This window comes from Pseudomonas sp. NPDC089554, from assembly GCF_050280645.1.
Lineage (GTDB): Bacteria > Pseudomonadota > Gammaproteobacteria > Pseudomonadales > Pseudomonadaceae > Aquipseudomonas.
Map to the genome: position 1 here is coordinate 1 of NZ_JBNNVR010000052.1, position 21661 is coordinate 21661.

General features: G+C 60.9%; 29 protein-coding genes and 1 other RNA gene. 27 read left to right on the forward strand and 3 right to left on the reverse strand.

Annotation, left to right across the window (positions count from 1 at the left end; genetic code table 11):
- Positions 1 to 76: 76 nt before the first annotated feature.
- Both ACQKPE_RS16035 and edd read right to left on the reverse strand, forming a co-directional pair.
- A complete protein-coding gene (locus ACQKPE_RS16035; protein WP_427667319.1) occupies positions 77 to 1036 on the reverse strand; it encodes a glucokinase in 960 nt (319 codons plus the stop codon).
- Complete coding sequence (edd, locus tag ACQKPE_RS16040) at positions 1033 to 2859, reverse strand: phosphogluconate dehydratase (protein WP_427667321.1); 1827 nt, start codon at positions 2857 to 2859, stop codon at positions 1033 to 1035. Before edd ends, ACQKPE_RS16035 begins: the two co-directional genes overlap by 4 nt.
- A gap of 269 nt (positions 2860 to 3128) precedes the next feature.
- Here edd and gap point away from each other — a divergent pair, with 269 nt between their 5' ends.
- Complete coding sequence (gap, locus tag ACQKPE_RS16045) at positions 3129 to 4130, forward strand: type I glyceraldehyde-3-phosphate dehydrogenase (protein WP_427667323.1); 1002 nt, start codon at positions 3129 to 3131, stop codon at positions 4128 to 4130.
- A gap of 270 nt (positions 4131 to 4400) precedes the next feature.
- Here gap and ACQKPE_RS16050 read toward each other — a convergent pair whose 3' ends face one another.
- Positions 4401 to 5096, reverse strand: coding sequence for an XRE family transcriptional regulator (locus tag ACQKPE_RS16050; RefSeq protein ID WP_427667325.1), 696 nt, complete (start codon positions 5094 to 5096; stop codon positions 4401 to 4403).
- 187 nt (positions 5097 to 5283) lie between these two features.
- Between ACQKPE_RS16050 and ACQKPE_RS16055 the strand changes: the two genes are divergently transcribed.
- From ACQKPE_RS16055 to ACQKPE_RS16180, 26 genes are all read left to right on the forward strand, one after another.
- A complete protein-coding gene (locus ACQKPE_RS16055; RefSeq protein ID WP_427667327.1) occupies positions 5284 to 5652 on the forward strand; it encodes a helix-turn-helix domain-containing protein in 369 nt (122 codons plus the stop codon).
- Positions 5645 to 7690, forward strand: a complete 2046-nt coding sequence (locus tag ACQKPE_RS16060) for a Mu transposase C-terminal domain-containing protein (RefSeq protein WP_427667329.1) — start codon at positions 5645 to 5647, stop codon at positions 7688 to 7690. Before ACQKPE_RS16055 ends, ACQKPE_RS16060 begins: the two co-directional genes overlap by 8 nt.
- Positions 7691 to 7753: 63 nt before the next feature.
- A complete protein-coding gene (locus tag ACQKPE_RS16065) occupies positions 7754 to 8476 on the forward strand; it encodes an AAA family ATPase (protein ID WP_427667331.1) in 723 nt (240 codons plus the stop codon).
- Positions 8476 to 9252, forward strand: coding sequence for a hypothetical protein (locus tag ACQKPE_RS16070; RefSeq protein ID WP_427667332.1), 777 nt, complete (start codon positions 8476 to 8478; stop codon positions 9250 to 9252). The genes ACQKPE_RS16065 and ACQKPE_RS16070 overlap by 1 nt, the downstream gene beginning before the upstream one ends.
- Positions 9249 to 9626: a hypothetical protein gene (locus ACQKPE_RS16075; protein ID WP_427667334.1), complete on the forward strand. Its 378-nt coding sequence runs from the start codon at positions 9249 to 9251 to the stop codon at positions 9624 to 9626. Before ACQKPE_RS16070 ends, ACQKPE_RS16075 begins: the two co-directional genes overlap by 4 nt.
- The gene (locus tag ACQKPE_RS16080) at positions 9610 to 10095 is read left to right on the forward strand and encodes a hypothetical protein (protein WP_427667335.1); all 486 of its coding nucleotides are present in this window, start codon (positions 9610 to 9612) and stop codon (positions 10093 to 10095) included. Before ACQKPE_RS16075 ends, ACQKPE_RS16080 begins: the two co-directional genes overlap by 17 nt.
- On the forward strand, positions 10095 to 10592 hold the full coding sequence (locus ACQKPE_RS16085) for a hypothetical protein (RefSeq protein ID WP_427667337.1): 498 nt from the start codon (positions 10095 to 10097) through the stop codon (positions 10590 to 10592). The genes ACQKPE_RS16080 and ACQKPE_RS16085 overlap by 1 nt, the downstream gene beginning before the upstream one ends.
- Positions 10585 to 11061, forward strand: a complete 477-nt coding sequence (locus ACQKPE_RS16090) for a hypothetical protein (protein WP_427667339.1) — start codon at positions 10585 to 10587, stop codon at positions 11059 to 11061. Before ACQKPE_RS16085 ends, ACQKPE_RS16090 begins: the two co-directional genes overlap by 8 nt.
- Complete coding sequence (locus ACQKPE_RS16095) at positions 11058 to 11702, forward strand: DUF3164 family protein (protein ID WP_427667341.1); 645 nt, start codon at positions 11058 to 11060, stop codon at positions 11700 to 11702. The genes ACQKPE_RS16090 and ACQKPE_RS16095 overlap by 4 nt, the downstream gene beginning before the upstream one ends.
- 39 nt (positions 11703 to 11741) lie before the next feature.
- A complete protein-coding gene (locus ACQKPE_RS16100) occupies positions 11742 to 11975 on the forward strand; it encodes a hypothetical protein (protein WP_427667342.1) in 234 nt (77 codons plus the stop codon).
- Positions 11974 to 12046: hammerhead ribozyme type II (locus ACQKPE_RS16105), an RNA gene on the forward strand. The genes ACQKPE_RS16100 and ACQKPE_RS16105 overlap by 2 nt, the downstream gene beginning before the upstream one ends.
- A 20-nt stretch (positions 12047 to 12066) precedes the next feature.
- Positions 12067 to 12753 (forward strand): DUF2786 domain-containing protein, encoded by a 687-nt coding sequence (locus tag ACQKPE_RS16110; protein WP_427667344.1) that lies wholly within the window; start codon positions 12067 to 12069, stop codon positions 12751 to 12753.
- A complete protein-coding gene (locus ACQKPE_RS16115; RefSeq protein ID WP_427667345.1) occupies positions 12750 to 13151 on the forward strand; it encodes a gp16 family protein in 402 nt (133 codons plus the stop codon). The genes ACQKPE_RS16110 and ACQKPE_RS16115 overlap by 4 nt, the downstream gene beginning before the upstream one ends.
- Positions 13148 to 13600: a Mor transcription activator family protein gene (locus ACQKPE_RS16120; protein ID WP_427667347.1), complete on the forward strand. Its 453-nt coding sequence runs from the start codon at positions 13148 to 13150 to the stop codon at positions 13598 to 13600. Before ACQKPE_RS16115 ends, ACQKPE_RS16120 begins: the two co-directional genes overlap by 4 nt.
- A 116-nt stretch (positions 13601 to 13716) precedes the next feature.
- Positions 13717 to 14037: a hypothetical protein gene (locus ACQKPE_RS16125; RefSeq protein WP_427667348.1), complete on the forward strand. Its 321-nt coding sequence runs from the start codon at positions 13717 to 13719 to the stop codon at positions 14035 to 14037.
- The gene (locus tag ACQKPE_RS16130; RefSeq protein ID WP_427667350.1) at positions 14034 to 14339 is read left to right on the forward strand and encodes a putative holin; all 306 of its coding nucleotides are present in this window, start codon (positions 14034 to 14036) and stop codon (positions 14337 to 14339) included. The genes ACQKPE_RS16125 and ACQKPE_RS16130 overlap by 4 nt, the downstream gene beginning before the upstream one ends.
- Positions 14340 to 14341: 2 nt before the next feature.
- Entirely contained in the window at positions 14342 to 14980 is a 639-nt protein-coding gene (locus ACQKPE_RS16135) for a transglycosylase SLT domain-containing protein (RefSeq protein WP_427667352.1), read from the forward strand.
- On the forward strand, positions 14977 to 15615 hold the full coding sequence (locus ACQKPE_RS16140; protein ID WP_427667354.1) for a DNA-packaging protein: 639 nt from the start codon (positions 14977 to 14979) through the stop codon (positions 15613 to 15615). Before ACQKPE_RS16135 ends, ACQKPE_RS16140 begins: the two co-directional genes overlap by 4 nt.
- Complete coding sequence (locus tag ACQKPE_RS16145; protein ID WP_427667356.1) at positions 15602 to 15817, forward strand: TraR/DksA family transcriptional regulator; 216 nt, start codon at positions 15602 to 15604, stop codon at positions 15815 to 15817. The genes ACQKPE_RS16140 and ACQKPE_RS16145 overlap by 14 nt, the downstream gene beginning before the upstream one ends.
- Complete coding sequence (locus ACQKPE_RS16150) at positions 15814 to 16146, forward strand: hypothetical protein (RefSeq protein WP_427667357.1); 333 nt, start codon at positions 15814 to 15816, stop codon at positions 16144 to 16146. The genes ACQKPE_RS16145 and ACQKPE_RS16150 overlap by 4 nt, the downstream gene beginning before the upstream one ends.
- Positions 16143 to 16451, forward strand: a complete 309-nt coding sequence (locus tag ACQKPE_RS16155) for a hypothetical protein (protein WP_427667358.1) — start codon at positions 16143 to 16145, stop codon at positions 16449 to 16451. The genes ACQKPE_RS16150 and ACQKPE_RS16155 overlap by 4 nt, the downstream gene beginning before the upstream one ends.
- A complete protein-coding gene (locus ACQKPE_RS16160; RefSeq protein ID WP_427667360.1) occupies positions 16451 to 16963 on the forward strand; it encodes a DUF3486 family protein in 513 nt (170 codons plus the stop codon). Before ACQKPE_RS16155 ends, ACQKPE_RS16160 begins: the two co-directional genes overlap by 1 nt.
- On the forward strand, positions 16960 to 17214 hold the full coding sequence (locus ACQKPE_RS16165; protein WP_427667362.1) for a hypothetical protein: 255 nt from the start codon (positions 16960 to 16962) through the stop codon (positions 17212 to 17214). Before ACQKPE_RS16160 ends, ACQKPE_RS16165 begins: the two co-directional genes overlap by 4 nt.
- Positions 17211 to 18770 (forward strand): hypothetical protein, encoded by a 1560-nt coding sequence (locus tag ACQKPE_RS16170; RefSeq protein WP_427667364.1) that lies wholly within the window; start codon positions 17211 to 17213, stop codon positions 18768 to 18770. The genes ACQKPE_RS16165 and ACQKPE_RS16170 overlap by 4 nt, the downstream gene beginning before the upstream one ends.
- A complete protein-coding gene (locus ACQKPE_RS16175; RefSeq protein ID WP_427667366.1) occupies positions 18770 to 20320 on the forward strand; it encodes a DUF935 domain-containing protein in 1551 nt (516 codons plus the stop codon). The genes ACQKPE_RS16170 and ACQKPE_RS16175 overlap by 1 nt, the downstream gene beginning before the upstream one ends.
- Positions 20320 to 21603 (forward strand): PBECR2 nuclease fold domain-containing protein, encoded by a 1284-nt coding sequence (locus ACQKPE_RS16180; RefSeq protein WP_427667368.1) that lies wholly within the window; start codon positions 20320 to 20322, stop codon positions 21601 to 21603. Before ACQKPE_RS16175 ends, ACQKPE_RS16180 begins: the two co-directional genes overlap by 1 nt.
- Positions 21604 to 21661 lie beyond the last annotated feature (58 nt).

A 21661-nucleotide genomic window follows, 5' to 3' on the forward strand; every position in this document is an offset into this window, starting at 1 on the left:
GGCCTGATGGTCGGTGCTATCGGCGGCCCTATCGGTTGTAGGAGCGGGCTTGCCCGCGAATGCAGCACCGCCGATTTCAGTGATCCAACGCCTGCTGCAAGGCCACCCCGGCCCCCAGCAACCCAGAGAACTCCGCCGTCACCAACCACACCGGCACCCCTGGGAAATAACCGCTCATGCAGCCCTTGTCGGCGAAGCTGGTGGCGAAGCCGCTGCGCAGGAACAACTCGGCAAAACGCGGCACCACGCCGCCGACGATATACACCCCGCCCCGTGCGCCCAGCGTCAGTACGTTGTTGCCCGCTACACGCCCGAGGAAGCGCGAGAACTGTTCGATCACCGCCTGCGCCCGAGGTTCGCCGCCCAGCGCAGCGTCGGTGATCTGCGCGGGGGTCTTGTGCCGGGGAACATCGCCATCCAGCGCACACAGGGCCTGGTACAGACGCACCAGCCCGCCACCGCTGAGCACCGTCTCGGCGCTGACGTGGCCGATCTGGCTGTGAATCTGTTGGTGGATCGCCGCCTCGCGGGTATTGCCCACTGGCAGGTCGACATGCCCGCCCTCGCCCGGCAGCGCCATCCAGTGCCGCTCACCGAGGTTCAGCAAGGTGCCGACGCCAAGGCCAGTGCCCGCGCCAATCACCAGCGCCGGGCGCGTGGGGTCGGGTTGGCCGGGGCACACCTCGACGAATTCGCCGGGCTTGAGGCGGGTCATGCCCAGGGCCATGGCGGAGAAGTCGTTGATCAGCATCAGGCGCTCGACCTGCAGCACCTCACAGAACGCCTTGCGGCTCAGCCGCCAGTGGTTGTTGGTAAAGCGAAATTCGTCGCCATCGACGGGGCCGGCCACCGACAGACATACATCCGACACCCCGCCACGGGCGATGCCCTTCTCGTGCAGGTACGCCTCGATGGCTTGTTCAGGGCTGGAATAATCGGCCGTCGCCAGCACCTGCACTGCGTGCAGATCGTTGTCGCGCCACAGGGCGAAGCGGGCATTGGTGCCGCCAATATCGCCGACCAGCAAGGCTTTCATTTGAAGCTCTCCAGGGCAGAAGTGAAGGCGCTGGCGCCCTGCTCCGCCGAGCTGAACGCAATGCGCATGAAGCCGAACAGCTCACGACCACAGCCCAGGTCGTTGCCCTGGGGGGCCGCTGGCAGGTCGCGGCTGGCCAGTTCCTCGGCCGACACGAAGACCTGCAGCGTACCTTCGACACCATCGACGCGCACGATATCACCGTCGCGTACCTTTGCCAGCGGGCCACCGACATAAGCCTCGGGGCACACATGGATAGCCGCCGGCACCTTGCCAGAAGCGCCGGACATCCGCCCATCGGTGACCAGTGCCACCTTGAAACCACGGTCCTGCAATACACCGAGGAACGGCGTCAGCTTGTGCAGCTCGGGCATGCCGTTGCAGCGTGGGCCCTGGAAGCGCACCACGGCCACGAAGTCACGCTCCAGCTCGCCGGCCTTGAAGGCATCGGCCAGCGACTGCTGGTCGTGGAAGATCCGCGCGGGCGCCTCCACCACCTGGTGCTCCGGCGCCACCGCCGAGACCTTCATCACTCCGCGCCCCAGGTTGCCTTCCATCACCCGCAACCCGCCCTCGCTGGAGAACGGCCGCGCCACCGGGCGCAGGATGTTTTCATCCAGGCTGTTTAGCGGCCCGTCGCGCCATACCAGTTTGCCGTCGTCGAGGAACGGCTCCTGGGTGTAGCGGCGCAGGCCGTGCCCGGCGACGGTGTTGACGTCTTCGTGCATAAGCCCGGCGTCGAGCAGTTCGCGGATCAGGAACGCCATGCCACCGGCGGCCTGGAAGTGGTTGATGTCGGCCTTGCCGTTGGGGTAGACGTGCGAAAGGGTCGGCACCACCTCGGAAAGGTCGGCCATGTCCTGCCAGGTCAGCTGAATGCCGGCGGCCTGGGCGATGGCCGGGATGTGCAGGGTGTGGTTGGTAGAACCGCCAGTGGCATGCAAGGCAACGATGGAGTTGACCAGCGCCTTCTCATCGACGATCTCGCCCAAGGGCATGAAATTGCCATTGGCCTTGGTCAGGCGCGTGACCTGCTGCGCCGCCTCGACAGTGAGGGCATCGCGCAGCGGTGTGTAGGGGTTGACGAACGAGGCGCCTGGCAGGTGCAGGCCCATCACTTCCATCACCAGCTGGTTGGTGTTGGCGGTGCCGTAGAAGGTGCAGGTGCCGGGGCTGTGGTAGGAGTTCATCTCCGACTCCAGCAGCTCCTCGCGGCTGGCCTTGCCCTCGGCGTAGCGCTGGCGCACATCGGCCTTTTCCTTGTTGGAAATGCCCGAGGGCATCGGCCCGCCCGGCACGAACACGGTCGGCAGGTGGCCGAAGCGCAGCGCGCCCATCATCAGGCCCGGCACGATCTTGTCGCAGATACCCAGCATCAGCGCTGCATCGAACATGTTGTGCGACAGGGCAATGGCGGTGGACATGGCGATCACTTCGCGGCTGGCGATGGCCAGCTCCATGCCCGGCTCGCCCTGGGTGACGCCGTCGCACATGGCCGGCACACCACCGGCGAACTGGCCCACCGAGCCGATTTCGCGCAGGGCTTGTTTGATTTGCTCGGGGAAGTGCTGGTAGGGCTGGTGCGCCGACAGCATGTCGTTGTAGGCCGAGACGATGGCCACGTTGGCGGCGTTCATCAGCTTGAGGTTCTGCTTGTCCTGGCTGCCGCAGCCGGCCACGCCGTGGGCGAAGTTGGCGCATTGCAGGCTGGCGCGCATGGGTCCGTCACTGGCCGCGCCGCGAATGAGCTGCAGGTAGCGTTCACGGGTCGGGCGGCTGCGTTCGATCAGCCGTTGGGTGACCTCTAGGATGCGCGGGTGCATGTACGGAACTCCAGGCTAGCGGTAAGGGTGGTGTGCTAATGGGCATTTTCCCTCCTCACGATTGCCACCTAGGCTGATGAAACAGGCCGCCTAGTGGGTCGTTGGAGCGCCTCGCTCAACCACTCGTTGTAGGTTTAACAAAATACTGCCACTAAAAACGCTTGTTTTCTATCCGAGAGTGAATAATCTTGTAATTCCAATAACAAAACCGTTTCAGTGAAGTCACTCTTTGTGCCACAGGCTTCACCCCGACTGCCAGAGGTAATGTCATGACCCTTCGCATCGCCATCAATGGATTCGGCCGCATCGGGCGCAATGTACTGCGCGCACTGTATACCCAAGGCTACCGCCAGGACTTGCAGGTCGTCGCCATCAACGACCTGGGCGCCAGCGCGATGAACGCCCACCTGCTCAAGTTCGACAGCGTGCACGGCACTTTCGACGCCAATGTCGAGGCCGACCACGAAAGCTTGACGGTCAATGGCGACCGCATTGCCGTCAGCGCCATCCGCAACCCCGCCGAACTGCCGTGGAAGGCCTTGGCCATCGACGTGGTGTTCGAATGCACCGGCCTGTTCACCGACCGCGCCAAGGCGGCCGCGCATTTGAGCGCCGGGGCTGGGAAGGTGATCATCTCGGCACCGGCCAAGGGCGCCGATGCCACCGTGGTGTACGGGGTCAACCACGATGTATTGCGCAGCTCCCACCAGATCATCTCCAGCGCCTCGTGCACCACCAACTGCCTGGCGCCGATTGCCCAGGTGCTGCACCGCGAGTTCGGTATCGAGCAAGGGCTGATGACCACCATCCATGCCTACACCAACGACCAGGTGCTGACCGACGTCTACCACAGCGACCCCTACCGCGCGCGCTCGGCGACCCAGTCGATGATCCCCAGCAAGACCGGCGCCGCCGAAGCCGTCGGCCTGGTGCTGCCGGAGCTGGCGGGCAAGCTGACCGGCATGGCCGTCAGGGTGCCGGTGATCAACGTGTCGCTGGTAGACCTGACCGTCAACCTCAAGCGCGAAACCAGCAGCGACGAGGTCAACCAGCTGTTCCTGGAAGCCAGCCGCCACTCTCGGGTGCTGGGCTACAACGCCCTGCCGCTGGTGTCGTGCGACTTCAACCACAACCCGCTGTCGTCGATCTTCGACGCCAACCACACCCGCGCCAACGGGCGCATGCTCAAGGTGCTGGCCTGGTACGACAACGAGTGGGGTTTCTCCAACCGCATGCTGGATAACTGCCTGGCGCTTTGCAGCGCGCGCTAGGACTGGGCGGCCTTTTCGCGAGCAAGCTCGCCCCTACAGGATCTCCACTACCCCTGTAGGAGCGGGCTTGCCCGCGAAGATGTGAGGAGGTGTTCTGTTTGGCACTAAGAGAAAATGGGTGGGAAGAAGCAGGAAGAAACTGGAAAAGCCCGGAATCATTAGGCGGGATCAAAAGAAACGGGGCCAAAACGGGGCCAAAGAGGCGCCAAGCAGGGAAACGCTAAAAAGGCGCCAATCGCAAGGATTTGGCGCCATCTTTGGCACCAAGGGTCAAATCATCCAGCCGCCAGCCCACACTACTCGACCGACGATCTCCAAGCTATCCAGGTGCTCGGGAGGAACGCGGACCGGGTGGTATGCAGTATTTGCGCTAATGACCGACATGCCGCCGTCTAGCTCGCGCTGTAAGCGTTTAGCGTAGAGCAGGTCATTCAAGCGAATGACATAGAACGCCTCGCCTTGGAAATGGTTGCGACTCAAGTCAACCATGACTGTATCGCCTTCGCTAAGCTCGGGCTCATTCGAATCACCATCGACCCTTACGGCGGCTAACTGCTTGGGCTCCAGCCCTTTTTTCCTGAGGCTGTACCGAGTAAAAGCCAGCATCGTCAGAATGCGGGCGCCCTCGTTCCAGGTGCCGTGCCCCTGACTGATATAGGCGTCATACAGCGGAATGTAGGCGTATTCCTCATCGAGCCCACTAGCGGGGCCCGCTGCGTCACTTGGGCGCATCTCCCCTCGCCCCGTAGCAATCCAGTCTAACGACACCCCACGCGCCTCTGCCAGCGCGGCTAGCGAGTCAAACGCGGGCATGCCCTCACCTGCGATCCAGCGAGAGAGCGAGGACTGAGCCACCCCGGCAGTGCGAGCGGCCTGTTTTCGGGTCTCGTACAGGTTAGCGACTGCCGCTATACGGGTTTCTATTCCCGTATTCGCTAAAGAAACTTTTTTAAGGTCATCGCTCAAGGGTTTCTATTCTCGCCTAAGTAGCTGTTTTCAATGACTTTTTGCGCAGGTGGTGCGCCATCCATCCGAAATTTGCAATAAAAACTACCGAATACGGTTTACTGCATCTCGTATACGGGGCTATATTGTTCGAAACCGACCGTTAACGGGTCGGTTGACCACCCCTTATTCGGAAATGGCCCCTCTAATGGACAGTCACAATATTCCGCTGGATCTGGATCGCCGCTGGGAATGGGTAAAGTACCAGCTGCGTATCCGAGGCACTTCCATCGCCGATCTCGCTCGCGATGCAGGACTAAACGAAAGCGCTTTCCGTAACGCCAAGCGCCGTGCCTACCCGCGAGTAGAGCGCGATATCGCAAAGGCCCTCGGGATGCTGCCTGGCCAAATCTGGCCAGAGCGTTGGAATGCCGACGGCACCCCGCTTCGACTTCGCCCAAACCGCTCAGAGAGCAACGTCTCGCAAACCGGTAAGGATACCGGAGAAAGTGCGAAAGGTAACAATAATACAGCCGAGCGGGATGGCCAGCAGCGTCGAGGAAGTGACGATGCGTAACTGGCTGACAGCTCAAGAACTCGCAGGAAAACCAGGCCTGCCAGGCACGGTTCCGGGTGTCCGGAAAGTCGCGGTACGTGAAAACTGGCACTCACAAAAGCGCGCTGGCACCAAGGCGATTGAATATGCGTTTTCAGATCTTCCGGCAGAAACGCAGGCCGCTCTCCTGTCTCAGGCCGTTGCGGCAGTAACTGAAGGCACGCACGCCCCCATCCCGGCTGAATTGCCAGCGTTAACCGAAGCCAGGCCGGTGTCGTCGTCAGCCGCCAAGCTGAATGCTCGGCAGAAGGCTGTGATGACCGCACGTTTAGCGTTTATTCGAGAAATCGAAAGGCTGTCAGCGGTCGTCTCTCAGAAGGCCGCGATAGCGATCCTGGTGAAGCATGCGCAGGAGGGGCAGTTGTCGCCCTATCTTCAGCAAAGAGTTCAGCTTGCCAATGATCGGAAAACAGCCGAGCGAGGCCTGTCAGAGCGCACGCTAAAGCGCTGGCTGGCTGCATGGCGCGCTGCGGGGCAAGATGAAGCCGCACTTGCGCCAATTCGGCAAAGAGCAAGCCTGGAAGTGCCGGAGTGGCTTCCCTCATTCCTGCGCTGTTACCAGAGACCTACTAAGCCCAGCGTCGCGGCGAGCTACGCCGAGTTTGCTTCAAGCTGGGATAAGCAGACTCCAAGCATTCATGTCGTGCAACGCTTCCTCAAAAAGCTTTCGCCAGATGCACTGAACATGGGGCGGATGAGCCCGCAGGAGCTTAAGTCCCTTCAAGCGTTCCGCCGCCGTTCTACAGAGAGCCTATTCCCTGGTGATGTGTACACGGCAGACGGACATAAATTTGATGCTGAGGTAGTCAACCCGCTCACTGGTAAGCCATATCGGCCAGAAATTACTACGGTTCTCGATGTCGCTACGCGACGAGTGGTGGGGATATCTGTTGGCGAGTCGGAGTCGGCTTTTGGTGTGCTCGATGCGCTGCGCGATGCGGTCCGTGAATGCATGTTCGCCGTTTTCTACGTGGACAACGGTTCAGGGTTCGACAACGAAGTTATTAGGGAAGTAGTCGACCGCCTTGGCGGAACAATGCAGCACTCGTTGCCTTACAACAGCCAGGCCCGTGGATTGTCAGAGCGCGGGCATCAGACGATCTGGGTTCGTGCAGCGAAGAAGCTTACTTCCTATATCGGCGCGGACATGGACAAGCATGTGGCAACCAAAGTCCATCGGCTCGGTCGGCGCGATTTGAAAGAGCATGGTAAGTCGCGGCTATTGCCCGAGTTCGGCGTCTTTATGGCTGGTGTTGAACATGAGATTGCTCATTACAACAGCGCCCCCCATAGAGGGCTGGGAAGAATTCGTGACCCTGAAACAGGTGTCTCAAGGCATATGAGCCCTGACGAAGCTTGGAGTGCGGCTATCGAAGAAGGCTGGAGCCCAATAGCTGCGCCCGCCGATCTGGTTGAGTCTCTTATGAGGCCTCAGGCAATCAGGACCACTCGCCGTGGAGAAGTTTCATGGGCTGGGAATAATTATTTCATGGCCGATCTAACGGCCTTACATGGGCAAGAAATACGTATTGCCTACGACGTTAGAGATGCTAGCAGGGTCTGGACATATACGTTGGATGGCGAACTTATCGGACCGGCAAAGCTTGATGGAAATAGCTCCGATTACATGCCAAGAACGATGATGGAAATCGCACGAGATAAGCGGCAGCAAGGCCAGCTCAATCGTGCTGTAAACAAAGTGGAGACGTTAACAGGGCATCGCGTGGAAATGATTGCTCCCAATGTTTCGCCGTCAGCAAATCTGCCAGTCGAGGCTTTGGAAGCTGCCCGAGATTACGCGGCGGCAATCGTTCATGCGCAACCGAAATTCAACATCCCAGGGGATGACGTTGCACGGTATCGCCTTTGGGTTCAGTTGGAAAAGCGTAAGACCGCAGGAGAGGAACTCACCGCAGACGAAGCCAAGTGGCATGAGCGTTACCCAAGCCACCCGGACTTCGTTGCGATGAAGCAAGTATTTCAACAGCAGGCGGGCTAAGACGAGCCCGTATCAGGAAGCAGTCAGCGTGCGCCAACACGCCAGACCAATAGGAGAAACACAGTGAGTGTAACCAAAATCGTTCCATTGACAAATGTCGGGTTGCTGTCGGGTGCTATGAGTCGCGCACAAGCCCGCCCAACTCACTTGCCAGGGCTTGTTGCGATGTACGGCCCCAGCGGGTATGGAAAAAGCCTCGCAGCAGCTTTCGCGGCTAACCAGCATCGTTGCTACTACACCGAATGCCGTGATACCTGGAGTAAGAAAGCGTTCCTCTCCGCAGTGCTGCGCGAGATGAGTGTTTTGCCTGGTCGCACTCTGTCGGAGATGGTCGATCAAATCGCAGTGCAGTTGTCCACATCGCGCCGACCGCTGATTGTCGACGACGTACAGTATTTGCTGGATAAAGCAGCGGCCAACGTTCTGACAGACATTTATAACGCCAGTGAGGGGACGATTGTCCTTATCGGCGAAGAGCGTGTTCCGTCCTCGCTTCAACGGTTGGAGCGGCTGCATAACCGAGTCCTGGAATGGGTTCCAGCTCAAGCGGCGACAATCGAAGATATCCGAAATCTTGCGCAAGCGAGTTATCCGGAGATTTCGTTTGCTGATGATCTTCTCGAAGATCTGAGAGCGGCCACCAAAGGTTGCTTGCGCCGAGTCGCCGTGAATCTTCATCGCGTTCAATCCGAGGCTTCCGCTGCGATGCTTGATGGCATCGGTTTGGCGCAGTGGGGGCAGCGCGGCTGGTTCACTGGCGAAGCGCCTGCGCGGAGGGCTATGTAATGGCCGGTCGCAAAGCACATCTCGTTGTATCGGGTACGAAAGAGCCTCGCCAGCGCATTTGGGAGTCCGTTCGAATTCTCGGCATCGCTTTTTCTATCAACGATATTGCAAGGCGTAGTGGTCAGATGCCGGACGACATCAATCGCTATTTCAAGGCGTTGATAAAGGCTGGAATCATCAAGGTCGTTGAAAGCCCGCCTGGAAAAGTCGGGCGCGTGTACTCGCTGGTTCAGGATGAGGGCGCCGATTATCCGCGAGTAAATGGCAAGGGGCAGCGCACCTACGACCACCTAGCGACTGAAAACATTTGGCGTACCGTCCGGATTCTGAATGGAAACCTTACCGCAGAAGGTGTGACTCAAACGGCATCTGCCGGCGGGGCCTCTTTGACAATAATCAAAGTGCGCCAATATCTGAATGCCTTGACCGAAGCGGGCTATTTGGAAAAGACACAGGTTGATGTGACCAAGCCTGAGATCTATCGCTTGGTTCCAGGTAAGTACACCGGCCCTCGGCCACCTGAGATTCGTAAGCTCGACTCGCTTCAAGTGTATGACCCGAACTTGGGCAAGTTGGTTTACGTAAAAACTAACGGGTCGTTTGGGGCTGATCGCAGCCTGGTTGAACCCGGCGTAGCTCTGTTGCGGACTCGGGACTTGCTCAGTGAATGGCTGGAGTTGGCTCAAGGCGGCAAGGCGATCAAGCCACCTGCTGACCTGGTGCAGCGCACTCAGCTTGAACTGGCTTCCACTGGGGAGTCGGGAGGTCTGCAATGAGACGGGAAGTGAACCTTTCGAATTGGGGCGCTGAGCCGCCGCTGTTCGTACGGCTTCTGGCCAAAGAGGTCACGGCCACCAGCCGCACCCATGCCGCGATCCGCATCAACATGAGCCGCACAGCGGTGAGTTTGGTGCTCAGCAACAAGTACCCCAGCCCCACCACCGCAGGCGTTGAGCGTCGGGTGATGGAAGTCCTTGGCCGCATCGAGTGCGTTGCTACCGGCGACACGCTGACGGTTGAAGAGTGCCAGGGGTTCTATCAGCGCTCAGCTCCAACCCATAACCCCCAGGCCATGCAGCACTGGCGAGTGTGCCAGCAGTGTCCTTTTAACCCGACTTGTGGAGGCAAGAACAATGCAACAGTCCACTAAGCCAACCACTCAGATTCACATGAAAGGCCCTGGCCTGATTCAACTGATGTTTGCCGGACAATGCGTGGGTTTCGCCGTTTCGTATCGTTCTGCTGGCTATGCCGCAGAACGCCTGGACCACCTTTTTTCGGCGGTCGGCGGAATTCAGGTGAATCCTAGCGTTGATACGACACGGAATAATTCGTTCGGTTCGCCAGTGTCAGAAAAATCTGACGGACTCGGCGGGCACACGCTGCCGGATGTGTGGGTGGTCGAAGCGAAGGATCGCACCCCCATCCGCTTTTTCACCTCGGTGAAAGTCGCGGAGTGGTTCCGTGATGCGGTCCAGGCATACGACGACATGCGACCGTGCGCTGACGAAGGCGGCGAGTGGTCCAGCGCTCAAATCGACTGGTTCCGTAATCACCCTGCGCCAATGGCTTCGGCCTGTGGCGGCTCGCTGAAAGTTCGAAAGCTGGGGGTGCACTGATGCGCACCCGCTGCCCGAACTGTGGAGCAACGCTCTCGCTCGATGCCCTGATTGCCCATGACGGCGCACGCGAAGCCTTGGGGGTCGCGTTCAAGTTGTCCGGCCCTCTCGGTCATGCCCTGGTGCGCTACTTGGGCCTGTTCCGACCAGAAACCCGCGAGCTGACCATGGATCGCGTGGCAAAGCTGCTGGGTGAGTTGCTGCCTGACTTGCAATCTCAGCGCATCGAGCGCGGTGGCCAGGTATTCCAAGCGCCGCCAGAGTGCTGGGCATGGGCTATCGAGCAGACCTTGGCAGCGCGTGAGTCGGGGCGACTGGTCACACCGCTAAAAGGTCACGGCTGGCTGTACCAGGTGATGACTCAGTACCAACCAGGTGTGACCGCAGGTGCGACGGTTTTGGCACCGGAAGCGACCACGACCCTGCCGGTGCGTAGAGGCAACCCAAGCCAAACCAGCGCCGCGCTTGCTGTTCTGGATGCCCTTGCCCATGAGTAAGTGGTTGCAGCGTGAAGTTGCGTTAGGGCTGAAAGGTCTGATCGCGCTACGCCTTGACGGCGCACCATCCGTGGACACGGTCTCGGCAACGCTCGAAGTCTGGCTACTCGCGCTCAACAAGGGCCGGGAGTGGGATGAGGTGGAAGACGCAGTGCGCATACAGAAGGCATTCGAGGTGCTGTTTGCCACCTGCGAGCGCTGGCCTCCACCTGCTCGACTGATGCGAGAGCTGCCCGCACGAACTCCCGGCGTTGCACTGCCAAAGCCGAAGCGGACAGATGAGCAGATCAAAACCGGTAATGCCGCCTTAGACGAAATCATCGCAGCCAGAAGGCGGGGGGCAATGGCGAACCTCGCCCCGAAAACAGATAGGCAGATAGACGCTGCAAGACAAGAGGCCGAAGCGCTGTTCACCGAGCTGCGAAACCGGGCCTCTACCTCAACAGATATGGAGCAACACAACAGATGAGCAACATTCCCGAAGGATTTTTGAAAGACGCTAAAGGCCACCTGGTTCCGCTGGACCTGGTCAAGCCAATCGACTTGGCACGCAACGACCTGGTGCTTGAGCTAGTGCAGAAGGCTCAGGAGGTTTCGAAGATTCTGGCCGAGTTCAAGGCCAGTGCTTTCGGCGACATCAAAGCATTCGTTGACATGTCGGCTGAGCAGTACAACGCCAAGCTGGGTGGCAAGAAGGGCAACATCACCCTGATGTCGTTCGACGGGCAATTCAAAGTGATACAGGCCGCCCAGGACAACATCCGCTTTGACGAGCGCCTGCAAGCCGCCCGCGCACTGATTGATGAGTGCCTGACCGAATGGACTCAGGACGCCCGCACCGAAGTGCGCGCCATCGTCAACGAGGCTTTCCGGGCTGACAAGCAAGGCGAAATCAGCACCGGTCGAGTCCTGGCCCTGCGCCGCATGGATATCCAAGACCCTCGGTGGCAACGCGCCATGGAGGCCATCGGAGATGCCGTCCAGGTCGTCGGCTCTAAAAGCTACATCCGCGTGTACCGGCGCGTAGGTGACTCTGAGCAGTACGTGCCGATCCCGCTCGACATCGCGAGCGCCTCGCTGAACACCACCCCTTCCTATTCAGTGCACTGATTTGCCAGTGCACACACCCAATTCATGTGAGTAGTACCAATGGCCAAGTTCCAAATCACCGTAGAAGACAACGAAACCGGCGTGTCCATCAGCGTCGACAACCATGCCGAGCTGCACGGCACCGCCGCAGGGCGGGTCGTAGGCGCGATGATGAAAGGTGCCAAGCTGCTCGACCGCATCCCCCTGCCCGTCGTGTCTGCTACTCCCGGCTGCCCATGTGAGGTGTGCGAGGCATACCGCGAGCTGCTGCTGTTCAAGCCAACCATCCACTAAGCGAAACCGCCCCGGCCTGGCCGGGGTTGGTCTACCCGCCGTGGTGGCCGGGTACTGACGAGCAGCCGACACGCAGTAGATAGGGAATCTCATGGACCGCAAAAAGGCCCTGGACAAGATCAAGAAATGCCTGAGGTTGGCCGCCAGTGCCAACCCGCATGAGGCGGCAGCCGCAATGCGGCAGGCACAGGCACTGATGAAGCAATACGGCATCGGCCAGGCCGATGTGAACATGGCCGATGTGATGGAGTGCGCCGCCGTCGCCGGGTCGAAGAAGACCCCAGCGAAGTGGGAGGCGCAACTGGCTCACACCGTGGCGAAGGCCTACGCCTGCAAGGTGATATTTGCCGGTGGCATTGGGCGCTGGAATTTCATTGGTGAGATGGCCGAGGTGGCTGGTTACACCATGACCGTGCTGTTGCGGCAGGTGCGCCAGGCGCGCCGCGACTTCTCGGCAACCCGGCTCAAGAACTGCAAAGTGACCACCAAGGTACGCCGTGCTGACGTGTTCTGCGAGGCCTGGGTTCATGCGGTGCATGAGCAGGTTGCGGCCTTCGCGGGCGCCGATCTGTCCCCAGCCGTTGAGCAGTACTTGGCGCACCACTACCCCGACCTGGTGCAGCAGAAGCCTCGGGACCGCAACGCAACCGCCCGCCGCAAGGCCGGTGTGCGAACCATCAGCGATGCAATGCATGGCGTGCTTGCGGCGGCGGATGTGCGCCTGAACCACGGTATGACCACAGCAGCACCTTTGGCACTGTCGCAGGTGACTTTATGAACAGGCGCAACCAGCAGCTCAGCAAGATCCACATTGCCAAGAAAGACCTTGGCCTTGATGACGACACCTACCGCGCCCTGCTCAGCCGGGTCACGGGCAAGTCGTCGGCCAAAGACTTGAGCCCGCTCCAGGTTGCGGGCGTACTGCGCGAGTTCGAGCGCTTGGGCTGGAAGCCGAAACAAGGCCGGGACAAGCCCAAGCCAGCGGCAGACCGGGCGAAGCTGGTCGGCAAGATTGAGGCTCAACTGGCTGAGGCGGGTCGCCCGTGGGAGTACGGCGACGGCTTGGCCAAGCGGCTGTACCAGGTAGAGCGGCTGGAGTGGCTGGACGCCAAGCAATTGGGCGGCGTCATCACTGCTCTGGCCAAGGACGCGAAACGACACGGGAGGCGACAATGAGTAACGGAGAGTTATTTGGTGGCGGGGAGATCGACAAGCTAGACCCGGACAAGGTGCTGGCACACATGAATGACGCGGTAGTGCTGAATCGCTGGGAGGGAACGCTGATCGAAATGGCCAGCATTGCCGAAAGCAAGCTACGGCAGATCCTGCCGGACAAGCCAGACGAGGTGCCGAAGATAGCCCGAGCGGTCGTCTTCTCGATATGCGAAACGATGGGCGGTGCTGTTGTCTACATCCCCCGTGGGGATACATTGCGCCGGGCGCTGCGAGACGCGGAAATCTTCCGTGAGTGGCGGGAGAAGAACGTCCGCCCGGACGCGCTGGCTCGAAAGTTTGATCTGTCCAGCCAGGCGGTTTATGACATCATTGCGCGCCAACGAGTCCTGCACCGTCAGCAAGAGCCCGACCTCTTCGGGTACGACGATGCGCCAAAGCGGCTGCACTAGCCGTCACCCCAACAAGCCCCGCTCAGCGGGGCTTGCTGCTTAAATCCCCCGGAAATACAGCACCCGTCCTACACGGGCGAACCTAGCCAGGTCCATCTCACCTGGCAGATTCGATCATGTTCGAGCACGAGCCTCTTTCAGCGGCATACGCCCAGCGCGTCATTGACGAGCGCTGCGAGAAGACGCGCCAAAAAATGATTGATGAATGCCCAAGCGAGTGGAAGACGTATGTCATTTCGCGGGTGGCGATTCATCGTCGACAAGTAGCCCGCGACGCCAGCACCGGTGGCCAGCGCTACCGCTCAGCCCCTACCCACCCTCCCAAACCTGGACGCTACATCGCACCGGCAAAGCGCCGGAATGATCCAGGTGTAGCCGCTAGCGCTATCGCCAACATCCGCGCCGCCCTCAACCCCACCAAGGAGGTTCATCCATGAACCATCTTCGCAGCCGCCTGCGTCTTCGGCGGCCTTACCAAGCACCACGCTTGACCTACTGGACGTTAATCACCGTCTGCCTGCTGGTCGCGCTCTACCTCATTGCCCCGACCAAGATTGCGGTCGTTCTCTACAAAGCCGCTCTGGTCACTGGCGGCGGTGTGCTGGGTTACTGGATCGACCGCGCCCTGTTCCCCTATGCCCGCCCCGACCAGGTCCGCATAGCGCATCAGCCATGGGCGGGTATCCGCCGTGCATTGATCGTTCTGGCCTGCATCATCGGCCTGACGCTGGGGCTCTGACCATGTTTCGAAACTATCTTTCGGCTTCGATCTTGCTGGTGGTCCTACCCTTGGCCGCGATCCTCAGCAACATCCCCATGGCCCGAGCTGATGTGCCAGCCGAGGCGCAGCAATACCGCCGCGAGCTAACCCGCATTGCCCAGGCCGAGTGGGGGCTCGATGCCCCCGTGGCCACCTTCGCCGCCCAGGTACACCAAGAGTCGAGCTGGCGGTTCAACGCCAAATCCCCTGTCGGCGCGCAAGGCCTGGGCCAGGTGATGCCCTCGACCGCCGTGTGGCTTGCGGAGCTGTTCCCCGACACCTTGGGCAATGTTGAGCCGTACAACCCCACCTGGTCGCTCATGGCGCTGGTCAGCTTCGACCGCTGGCTGGCTGATCGCATCAAGGCTCGCAATGCCTGCGAGCGCCACGCCATGGTGCTGTCCTCCTACAACGGCGGCCTTGGCTGGCTGATCCGTGACCGAAAGCTGGCATCGGCTCAAGGCGCCGATCCGCTGATTTGGTTCGGGTCTATCGAGCGGTTCAATGCGGGCCGCTCGGTTGCCGCCTTCCGTGAAAACCGGGGCTATCCACGCCTCATCCTCAAGAGCCACGAAGCCAAGTACATCGCCGCTGGCTGGGGCGAAGGGGTGTGTTCATGAGCGCTCTCAAGCCTTTGCTCATCTGGCTGGTGGCCATTGCTGTGGTTGTTGGAGGCCTGGCCCTGACGTACCGCGATGGCTACGACGAAGGTTTCGCCTTGGCGAAAGCTCAGGGCGATGCAGCTTTGACCGAGCAGGCCAATAAGCACGAAGCGCATATGCGCAGCCTTGCTGAGGCCGCAGTCATTGGACTGAGGAAAGCCGCAGACGATCTGCTTGCCTCCCAGGCCAGGGGCAATCAACTGGCGGCTGAACTCATCGCCAGCCGGGATGAGCTGCGGGCCGTCACCGACAAACTCAAAGGAGAAATTAAGCATGTCACGACCCTGTATCGCCGCGCACTCGATGCGCAGCCTGAGCCGCAGCCTCCTGCTGTGTTCACTGTTGGCTTTGTCCGCGTGTGGAACAGCGCCCTCTTTGGCACCGCAGCCGCAACCGCAATGCCTGCCACCGGCTCAGCCACCAGCGGAACTGATGCGCCTCCCGCCGGAGCCTCAGCCGCTGACGACCTGATTGCAGGCGTCACCCGCGCAGACCTGCTGGCGAACCACGTTCGCAACGGCGAGGACTACTCGTCCTGCCGTGGCCAGCTCAAGAAACTGATCGAATGGAATGCAAGCAATGGACGTAAGTGATACCGCCACAGCATTGGAAGAGGCTTTTCGCGAGCAGGCACTGGCGGCGCGGGCGGCAGGTCGCCCCCACTACACCGGGCCTCGCGTCACGCACTGCGAGAGCTGCGGCGACCCGATCCCGGCAGCACGTAGCGAGATCCTGCCAGGGGTTGAGCTGTGTGTGAGCTGCCAAGAAGACATCGAACGGATGGGTGGCCGATGAGTACCGTAGAGCTGCCGGTCTGGCAGTTAATTGCAGCAGGCGCTGGCCTGGTGGGGGTGATGATTGGCCTCCTGAAACTACTGCTAGCTGCCATCGAGCGCCGCCTGGATCAACGCTTTGAGATCATGGATGGCCGCTTTGAAGAACTCGCCAAGGACTCTGACCGGCTGCGCCAAGTAGAGCTTGGCCTGGAGAAGCTGCGCGGGGAAATGCCGCTGCACTACGTGCGCCGTGAAGACTTCGTGCGCAACCAAACCGTCATCGAGGCCAAGCTCGACGCGCTGGCCCTCAAGCTTGAAAACGTGCAGCTCCGGGGAACCCGCCAATGAACATCGATCCAGCAAAGGTGCGCCGCGAATCGCTGCGCTGGTACATCCTGCTTACCCTCAACACCAGCCGCCCAGTTGACCCACATGAGGCCGTGGTGCTCTCGACGGTCCAAGGCATCTACCCAGACGCCACGGCGTTGGAGCTGCGCCGTGAACTGGACTACCTGGCCGACCGCTCGCTGGTCACGGTCGTGAAGTCTCCGGCTGGCCCTTGGGTGGCGGGGCTGACGGCGTTGGGCGTCGACATCGCCGAATACACCGTTGATTGTCGCGCAGGCATCGCCCGCCCTGAGAAGTATTGGTAATGCCGCCGCGTAGCAAGGTCGCCGCACTGCCGCCAGAGGTAAAAGCCTGGCTGGACCAGTCGCTGGTCGAATCGAACTTCAGCGGCTACGAGCTGCTGTCTGCCGAACTGGAGTCGCGGGGCTACTCGATTGGCAAGAGCGCGTTGCACCGCTACGGCAGCGAGTTCGAAGACAAGCTCGCCGCCCTGAAGCTGTCCAGCGAGCAGGCCAAGGCCGTTGTTCAGGCCGCGCCCGACGACGAAGGCGCGGTCAACGAAGCGCTCATGCGCCTGGTGCAAGAGCACCTGTTCAAGCTGCTGATGGCTGCTGACGGCAAGATCGATCTGCCCAAGGTGGCCAAGGCCGTTGCCGAGCTAGGCCGGGCGTCTGTCGTCCAGGCGAAATGGAAGACTGAAGTTCGCTCCAGGGCGGAAGCCGCTGCCAACCAGGTCGAGAAGATCGCCAAGAAAGGTGGCCTCAGCGCCAAGACCGTTGATGAGATTCGTCGCGAGATTCTGGGGGTGGCGTCGTGAAGGTCATTTATCAGTTCAAGGATGAAGACGGCCTGTGGATGGACGCCAACGAGCAAAGCATGGCATCCGCCCGTGCTGCCGGGTGGCAGACCAGGGCAGTTGTTGAGCTGCCCGACGCGCCCTTGCCTGCCTCGGTGCGCTGCTCGCTTGTCAGCCTCATTCGCGATGACGGCTACGCGGCGTCGTTTCAGTCGCTCGGACAATACCGGGCGGCGCTGCTCCAGGCTGCTATCGAAGGCTGGGCGCTATGAACCAAGCTCTCTCTCCCCTGACCCAGGCGCTGAAGTCGGAAGGCGTCAACGAGACTCCCGCCGTTCTGCTCGACTATCAAAAGGACTGGATTGGCATTCGGGCGCCCCTGAAGGTGGGCGAAAAGTCCCGACGTATTGGCCTGACCTGGGCGGAAGCCGCCGATAACGTGCTTGTCGCTGCGGCAGCAAAGAGTGCCAAAGGGCAAACCGTGTACTACCTGGGGTACAACCAGGACATGACGGTTGAATACATCCAGGCTTGCGCGATGTGGGCTCGGGCGTTCGACTACGCGGCGGGAGAGATCGAAGAAGGCATTTGGCCGGACGCAGATCCAGAAAAGCACATTAAGACCTACACCATCGTTTTCCCCTCAGGGCATCGCATCGTGGCGCTCACCAGCCGCCCAAGTAACTTGCGGGGGCGCCAGGGCGTGGTGGTTATCGACGAAGCGGCGTTCCACTCCGACCTGGCTGAGCTGCTGAAAGCGGCACTCGCTCTGCTGATTTGGGGTGGTGAGGTCCATGTCATCAGCACCCACGACGGCACTGAGAACCCGTTCAACGAACTGATCGAAGAGATCCGCGCCGGTAAGCGTAAGGGGCATCTGTTCCGCTGCACCTTCCGTGAAGCCGTGGCCGATGGCTTGTATGACCGGGTGTGCATGCGCCGTGGCATTCCTCATATCAAAGAGGAAGAAGAAGCCTGGGTCGACAACGTGTACAGCTTCTATGGCGATGCGGCCACCGAAGAGCTGGACTGTGTGCCTAGCCAGGGTGGAGGTGCCTATCTGTCGCTTGCCCTGGTCGAAAGTCGCACTAGCCGAGACTCACCCGTGCTACGCCTCAAGTACCCGCAAGGGTACGAAACGGCCCCCGAGCATGTGCGCTTGGCTGAGTCGCTGGAGTGGTGTGAGCGCGAGCTGCTGCCACTGCTGAAGGACTTGCCAACCAACGTGCAGAGCTTCTACGGCATGGACTTCGCCCGCTCGGGCGACCTGTCCGTTTTCTGGCCAGTGCTCAAGGAGCAGGACTTACGCAAGCGGACGCCGTTCGTGCTGGAAATGCGCAACGTGCCGTTCAAGCAGCAAGAGCAGATCCTCTTCTACATCGTTCGGCGCCTGCCCAACTTCCTCAAGGGGGCGCATGACGCCCGAGGCAACGGCCAGCAGATCGCCGAGGCCGCTGCCGTGGAATTCGGGTTTAACCGTATCGAGCAAGTAATGCTGACCGAGGGTTGGTATCGGGACAACATGCCGCCTTTCAAGGCTGCGCTGGAGGACGACACCCTTTACGGCATCCCTGCCGACAAGGACGTCACCGGCGACATACGGGCTTTCCGGGTGGTGAAAGGTGTGGCGCGAATCCCTGAGCAGCGCACCACCGAGAAAGGCGGCGACAAGCGCCACGGCGACGCAGGTGTGGCCCTGGTCCTGGCTGACTTCGCCAGTCGGCAAGAAGTTGAGATTTTCGAATATCACCGCGTCTCACCCACGGCCCAGCACTACCGACAGGTTCAGCGTGGGGCGGGTTGGCGCTCTGGAAAAGGCATCTGGTAATGGCACGCTCCCCCATCGTCGACCAATACGGTCGCGCCATCGAATACGATCAACTCACCGAGGATGTGGCCGCGCCACGTGTGACTGGCGTGCGCCATGTTTGGCACCCGTCCGTGGCGGGCGGCCTGACACCGGGTCGCCTTGCTAGCCTGCTCCAGGCCGCTGCTGAGGGCGACGCTCGCGACTACCTGACCCTTGCTGAGGAAATGGAAGAGCGCGACCTGCACTATGCCTCGGTGCTGGGTACGCGCAAGCTCGCACTGGCAGGCCTCAACATTCGCATCGAAGCCGCCACGGATGACGCGGAAGACATTCGCCGGGCTGACATCCTGCGCGAGGTGGTGGAATCCGCCGAGTTCGGCGAGATGCAGACAGACCTTACTGATGCTCTCGGCAAGGGCTACTCAGTGTGCGAAATCATCTGGGATCGCAGCGGCAAGACCTGGACGCCCGAGCGCTTCGAGTGGCGCGACCCGCGCTTCTTCATGTTCGACCGCGAGACGGGGCAAGAGCTACGCCTGCTAGATGACGCCGACATGCTCAATGGCGTGGCACTCGCACCCTACAAGTTCATCGTTCACCGCCCGCGCCTGCGGGCTGGTCTGCCCATCCGTGGCGGCCTGGCCCGCCTTGCGGCGGTCGGCTACATGTGCAAGGCGTGGACCTGGAAGGACTGGATGGGCTTCGCCGACATCTATGGTATCCCGATGCGCGTTGGTCGCTATGGGCCAAACGCGAGCAAGGATGATATCGGCGTGCTGATGTCGGCTGTGGCCAACCTGGGAAGCGATGCGGCTGCCGTCATCCCGGAGTCAATGCGCATCGAATTCACCCAGGCCGCCAACGTCAACGGCGCGGGCGACTTCTTCAAGGGGCTGGCTGAGTGGTGGGACAAGCAAATGTCCAAGGCCATTGTCGGGCAGACCATGAGCGCTGACGACGGGTCCAGCATGGCCCAGGCCAAGGTGCACAACGAAGTGCGTCTAGATCTGCTGGAGGCCGACGCCAAGGCCGAGTCGAACACGCTCAACCGTATGTTCGTGCGGCCTTTCTGCGACCTGAACTTTGCACCTGGTCGGCGTTATCCCCGCCTCATTATTGATGTGCCCAAGCCTGAAAACCTTGAACTGTTGATCAAGGCGGTGACGGCGTTTGTCCCGTTGGGCTTGAAGATCGAGCAGTCGGTTATCCGTGACAAGTTCGGACTGCCTGAGCCTGCCGAAGGCGCCGAGGTTCTTGGGGCACCGCCTGCGGCTGATGCTCCTGTGGTCACCGCGCTGAACCGTGAGCAGCCAGCGGCCCCGACTGAGGCGCCGGACATCGTCGATAACCAAGTCAAGACGCTGGCAGTGGCAGCCGCAGCGCCAATGGATGACATGGTTGAAGCCATCAAAGAGCTGCTGGCATCGGTGGCCAGCCTGGAGGAATTCCGGGACCGGCTCATTGAGGCTTACCCTGCTATGAGCGCTGATCAACTTGCCAGCGCCATGGCTGACGGGATGATGGCAGCGGCCCTGGCTGGTCGCTATGACGTACTGAGGGGGCTGTGATGGCTGTATCTCACGGCTCCCTGCCGTTCAAAGAGCAGATCGACTACTTCAAAGGCAAGACCAATCTGCCGACCCGCGCCTGGACGGACGTGTATGCCGCTGAACATGATTGGGCGTTCGTAGTCGCCGGAGCGACCAAGCGTGACCTGCTCCAGGGCATGCGCGGCGCGGTGGAGAAAGCCATCACGAAGGGCCTAACTCTGGAGCAGTTCAGGGCCGACTTCGACAAGATAGTTGGCCAGCATGGTTGGCAATACAACGGTGGCCAGGCCTGGCGCTCGCGCACTATCTTCGAAACGAACCTGCGGCAGTCCTACAACGCAGGCCGTGAGGCACAGATGGCTGACCCGGAGCTGCGCAAGGCTCGGCCCTATGGACTCTATCGCCACGGCGACAGTGCCAACCCGCGCCCCCAGCACCTGGCGTGGAATGGCACGGTTCTGCCGCTCGATGACGCCTGGTGGTCAACACACAGCCCGCAGAACGGCTGGGGGTGCAAGTGCAAAAAGTTCATGGTGAGCCAAAGAGACGTTGAGCGCATGGGCCTCAAGGTCGGCGAGGCTCCGGTAGTCGAGTACGAAACCCGCATCATCGGTGTCAACAGCCCGAATGGCCCTCGCACCGTGCGCGTACCCGTTGGAATCGACCCCGGTTTCGAGCATGCGCCTGGTCAATCTCGGCTGACTTCCGCAGTGCCGCCACTGCGTGCTCACGATCCGCTGCCAGAGCCAGGCTCACGTTCCAGCTCGACGCAAGGTGCAGGGCTGCCCAACCGCCGCCCGCCTGGACCTCTGCCTGCGCCACGTCAGGCAGCACCTGGTCGGTTGCTACCGGCTGGGCTGTCAGATGATGAATACGTAGAGCGGTTCCTGGGCGAGTTCGGGGCGACTGAGGCTAGCCCCGTGGTGTTCCGTGACAAGACCGGCGACGGGGTTGTGATTGGCCGGGGCTTGTTTACCAGTGCCAAAACCGGCGCTTTGAAGGTTGGCAAGCGTGGCCACGCCCGCGAGCTGCTGTTGCTCGCTGATGCGTTGAAAGAGCCGGATGAGGTGTGGGTAAGGCTGGAATGGCAGTACGCGCAGAACAAGGCGGTGGTGCGCCGTCGCTACATCAGCCGGTTCCAGGTGGCCGGGGAAGCGGTGCCCGCGCTGGCGGTGTTCGAGGTGGGGAGCGACGGTTGGGACGGCATCACGACCTTTGCCCCCGACGCCAACAACCCCGAGTACCTGGAGCAACTGCGCCTCGGTGTCCGGCTCTATCGCCGCCCGGATGGCGGGCAATAAAAAAACCCGCGCCGCCGCACGGGTTTTCATTCTGGCTGTAGGCCTGGAGGTCCCGGCG

What these genes read in the sequence shown, in the direction of transcription:
- ACQKPE_RS16035 (WP_427667319.1), bottom strand. Translation starts at nt 1,036, where the DNA reads ATGAAAGCCTTGCTGGTCGGCGATATTGGCGGCACCAATGCCCGCTTC.
- edd (WP_427667321.1), bottom strand. Translation starts at nt 2,859, where the DNA reads ATGCACCCGCGCATCCTAGAGGTCACCCAACGGCTGATCGAACGCAGC.
- gap (WP_427667323.1), top strand. Translation starts at nt 3,129, where the DNA reads ATGACCCTTCGCATCGCCATCAATGGATTCGGCCGCATCGGGCGCAAT.
- ACQKPE_RS16055 (WP_427667327.1), top strand. Translation starts at nt 5,284, where the DNA reads ATGGACAGTCACAATATTCCGCTGGATCTGGATCGCCGCTGGGAATGG.
- ACQKPE_RS16060 (WP_427667329.1), top strand. Translation starts at nt 5,645, where the DNA reads ATGCGTAACTGGCTGACAGCTCAAGAACTCGCAGGAAAACCAGGCCTG.
- ACQKPE_RS16070 (WP_427667332.1), top strand. Translation starts at nt 8,476, where the DNA reads ATGGCCGGTCGCAAAGCACATCTCGTTGTATCGGGTACGAAAGAGCCT.
- ACQKPE_RS16075 (WP_427667334.1), top strand. Translation starts at nt 9,249, where the DNA reads ATGAGACGGGAAGTGAACCTTTCGAATTGGGGCGCTGAGCCGCCGCTG.
- ACQKPE_RS16080 (WP_427667335.1), top strand. Translation starts at nt 9,610, where the DNA reads ATGCAACAGTCCACTAAGCCAACCACTCAGATTCACATGAAAGGCCCT.
- ACQKPE_RS16085 (WP_427667337.1), top strand. Translation starts at nt 10,095, where the DNA reads ATGCGCACCCGCTGCCCGAACTGTGGAGCAACGCTCTCGCTCGATGCC.
- ACQKPE_RS16090 (WP_427667339.1), top strand. Translation starts at nt 10,585, where the DNA reads ATGAGTAAGTGGTTGCAGCGTGAAGTTGCGTTAGGGCTGAAAGGTCTG.
- ACQKPE_RS16095 (WP_427667341.1), top strand. Translation starts at nt 11,058, where the DNA reads ATGAGCAACATTCCCGAAGGATTTTTGAAAGACGCTAAAGGCCACCTG.
- ACQKPE_RS16100 (WP_427667342.1), top strand. Translation starts at nt 11,742, where the DNA reads ATGGCCAAGTTCCAAATCACCGTAGAAGACAACGAAACCGGCGTGTCC.
- ACQKPE_RS16110 (WP_427667344.1), top strand. Translation starts at nt 12,067, where the DNA reads ATGGACCGCAAAAAGGCCCTGGACAAGATCAAGAAATGCCTGAGGTTG.
- ACQKPE_RS16115 (WP_427667345.1), top strand. Translation starts at nt 12,750, where the DNA reads ATGAACAGGCGCAACCAGCAGCTCAGCAAGATCCACATTGCCAAGAAA.
- ACQKPE_RS16120 (WP_427667347.1), top strand. Translation starts at nt 13,148, where the DNA reads ATGAGTAACGGAGAGTTATTTGGTGGCGGGGAGATCGACAAGCTAGAC.
- ACQKPE_RS16125 (WP_427667348.1), top strand. Translation starts at nt 13,717, where the DNA reads ATGTTCGAGCACGAGCCTCTTTCAGCGGCATACGCCCAGCGCGTCATT.
- ACQKPE_RS16130 (WP_427667350.1), top strand. Translation starts at nt 14,034, where the DNA reads ATGAACCATCTTCGCAGCCGCCTGCGTCTTCGGCGGCCTTACCAAGCA.
- ACQKPE_RS16135 (WP_427667352.1), top strand. Translation starts at nt 14,342, where the DNA reads ATGTTTCGAAACTATCTTTCGGCTTCGATCTTGCTGGTGGTCCTACCC.
- ACQKPE_RS16140 (WP_427667354.1), top strand. Translation starts at nt 14,977, where the DNA reads ATGAGCGCTCTCAAGCCTTTGCTCATCTGGCTGGTGGCCATTGCTGTG.
- ACQKPE_RS16145 (WP_427667356.1), top strand. Translation starts at nt 15,602, where the DNA reads ATGGACGTAAGTGATACCGCCACAGCATTGGAAGAGGCTTTTCGCGAG.
- ACQKPE_RS16150 (WP_427667357.1), top strand. Translation starts at nt 15,814, where the DNA reads ATGAGTACCGTAGAGCTGCCGGTCTGGCAGTTAATTGCAGCAGGCGCT.
- ACQKPE_RS16155 (WP_427667358.1), top strand. Translation starts at nt 16,143, where the DNA reads ATGAACATCGATCCAGCAAAGGTGCGCCGCGAATCGCTGCGCTGGTAC.
- ACQKPE_RS16160 (WP_427667360.1), top strand. Translation starts at nt 16,451, where the DNA reads ATGCCGCCGCGTAGCAAGGTCGCCGCACTGCCGCCAGAGGTAAAAGCC.
- ACQKPE_RS16170 (WP_427667364.1), top strand. Translation starts at nt 17,211, where the DNA reads ATGAACCAAGCTCTCTCTCCCCTGACCCAGGCGCTGAAGTCGGAAGGC.
- ACQKPE_RS16175 (WP_427667366.1), top strand. Translation starts at nt 18,770, where the DNA reads ATGGCACGCTCCCCCATCGTCGACCAATACGGTCGCGCCATCGAATAC.
- ACQKPE_RS16180 (WP_427667368.1), top strand. Translation starts at nt 20,320, where the DNA reads ATGGCTGTATCTCACGGCTCCCTGCCGTTCAAAGAGCAGATCGACTAC.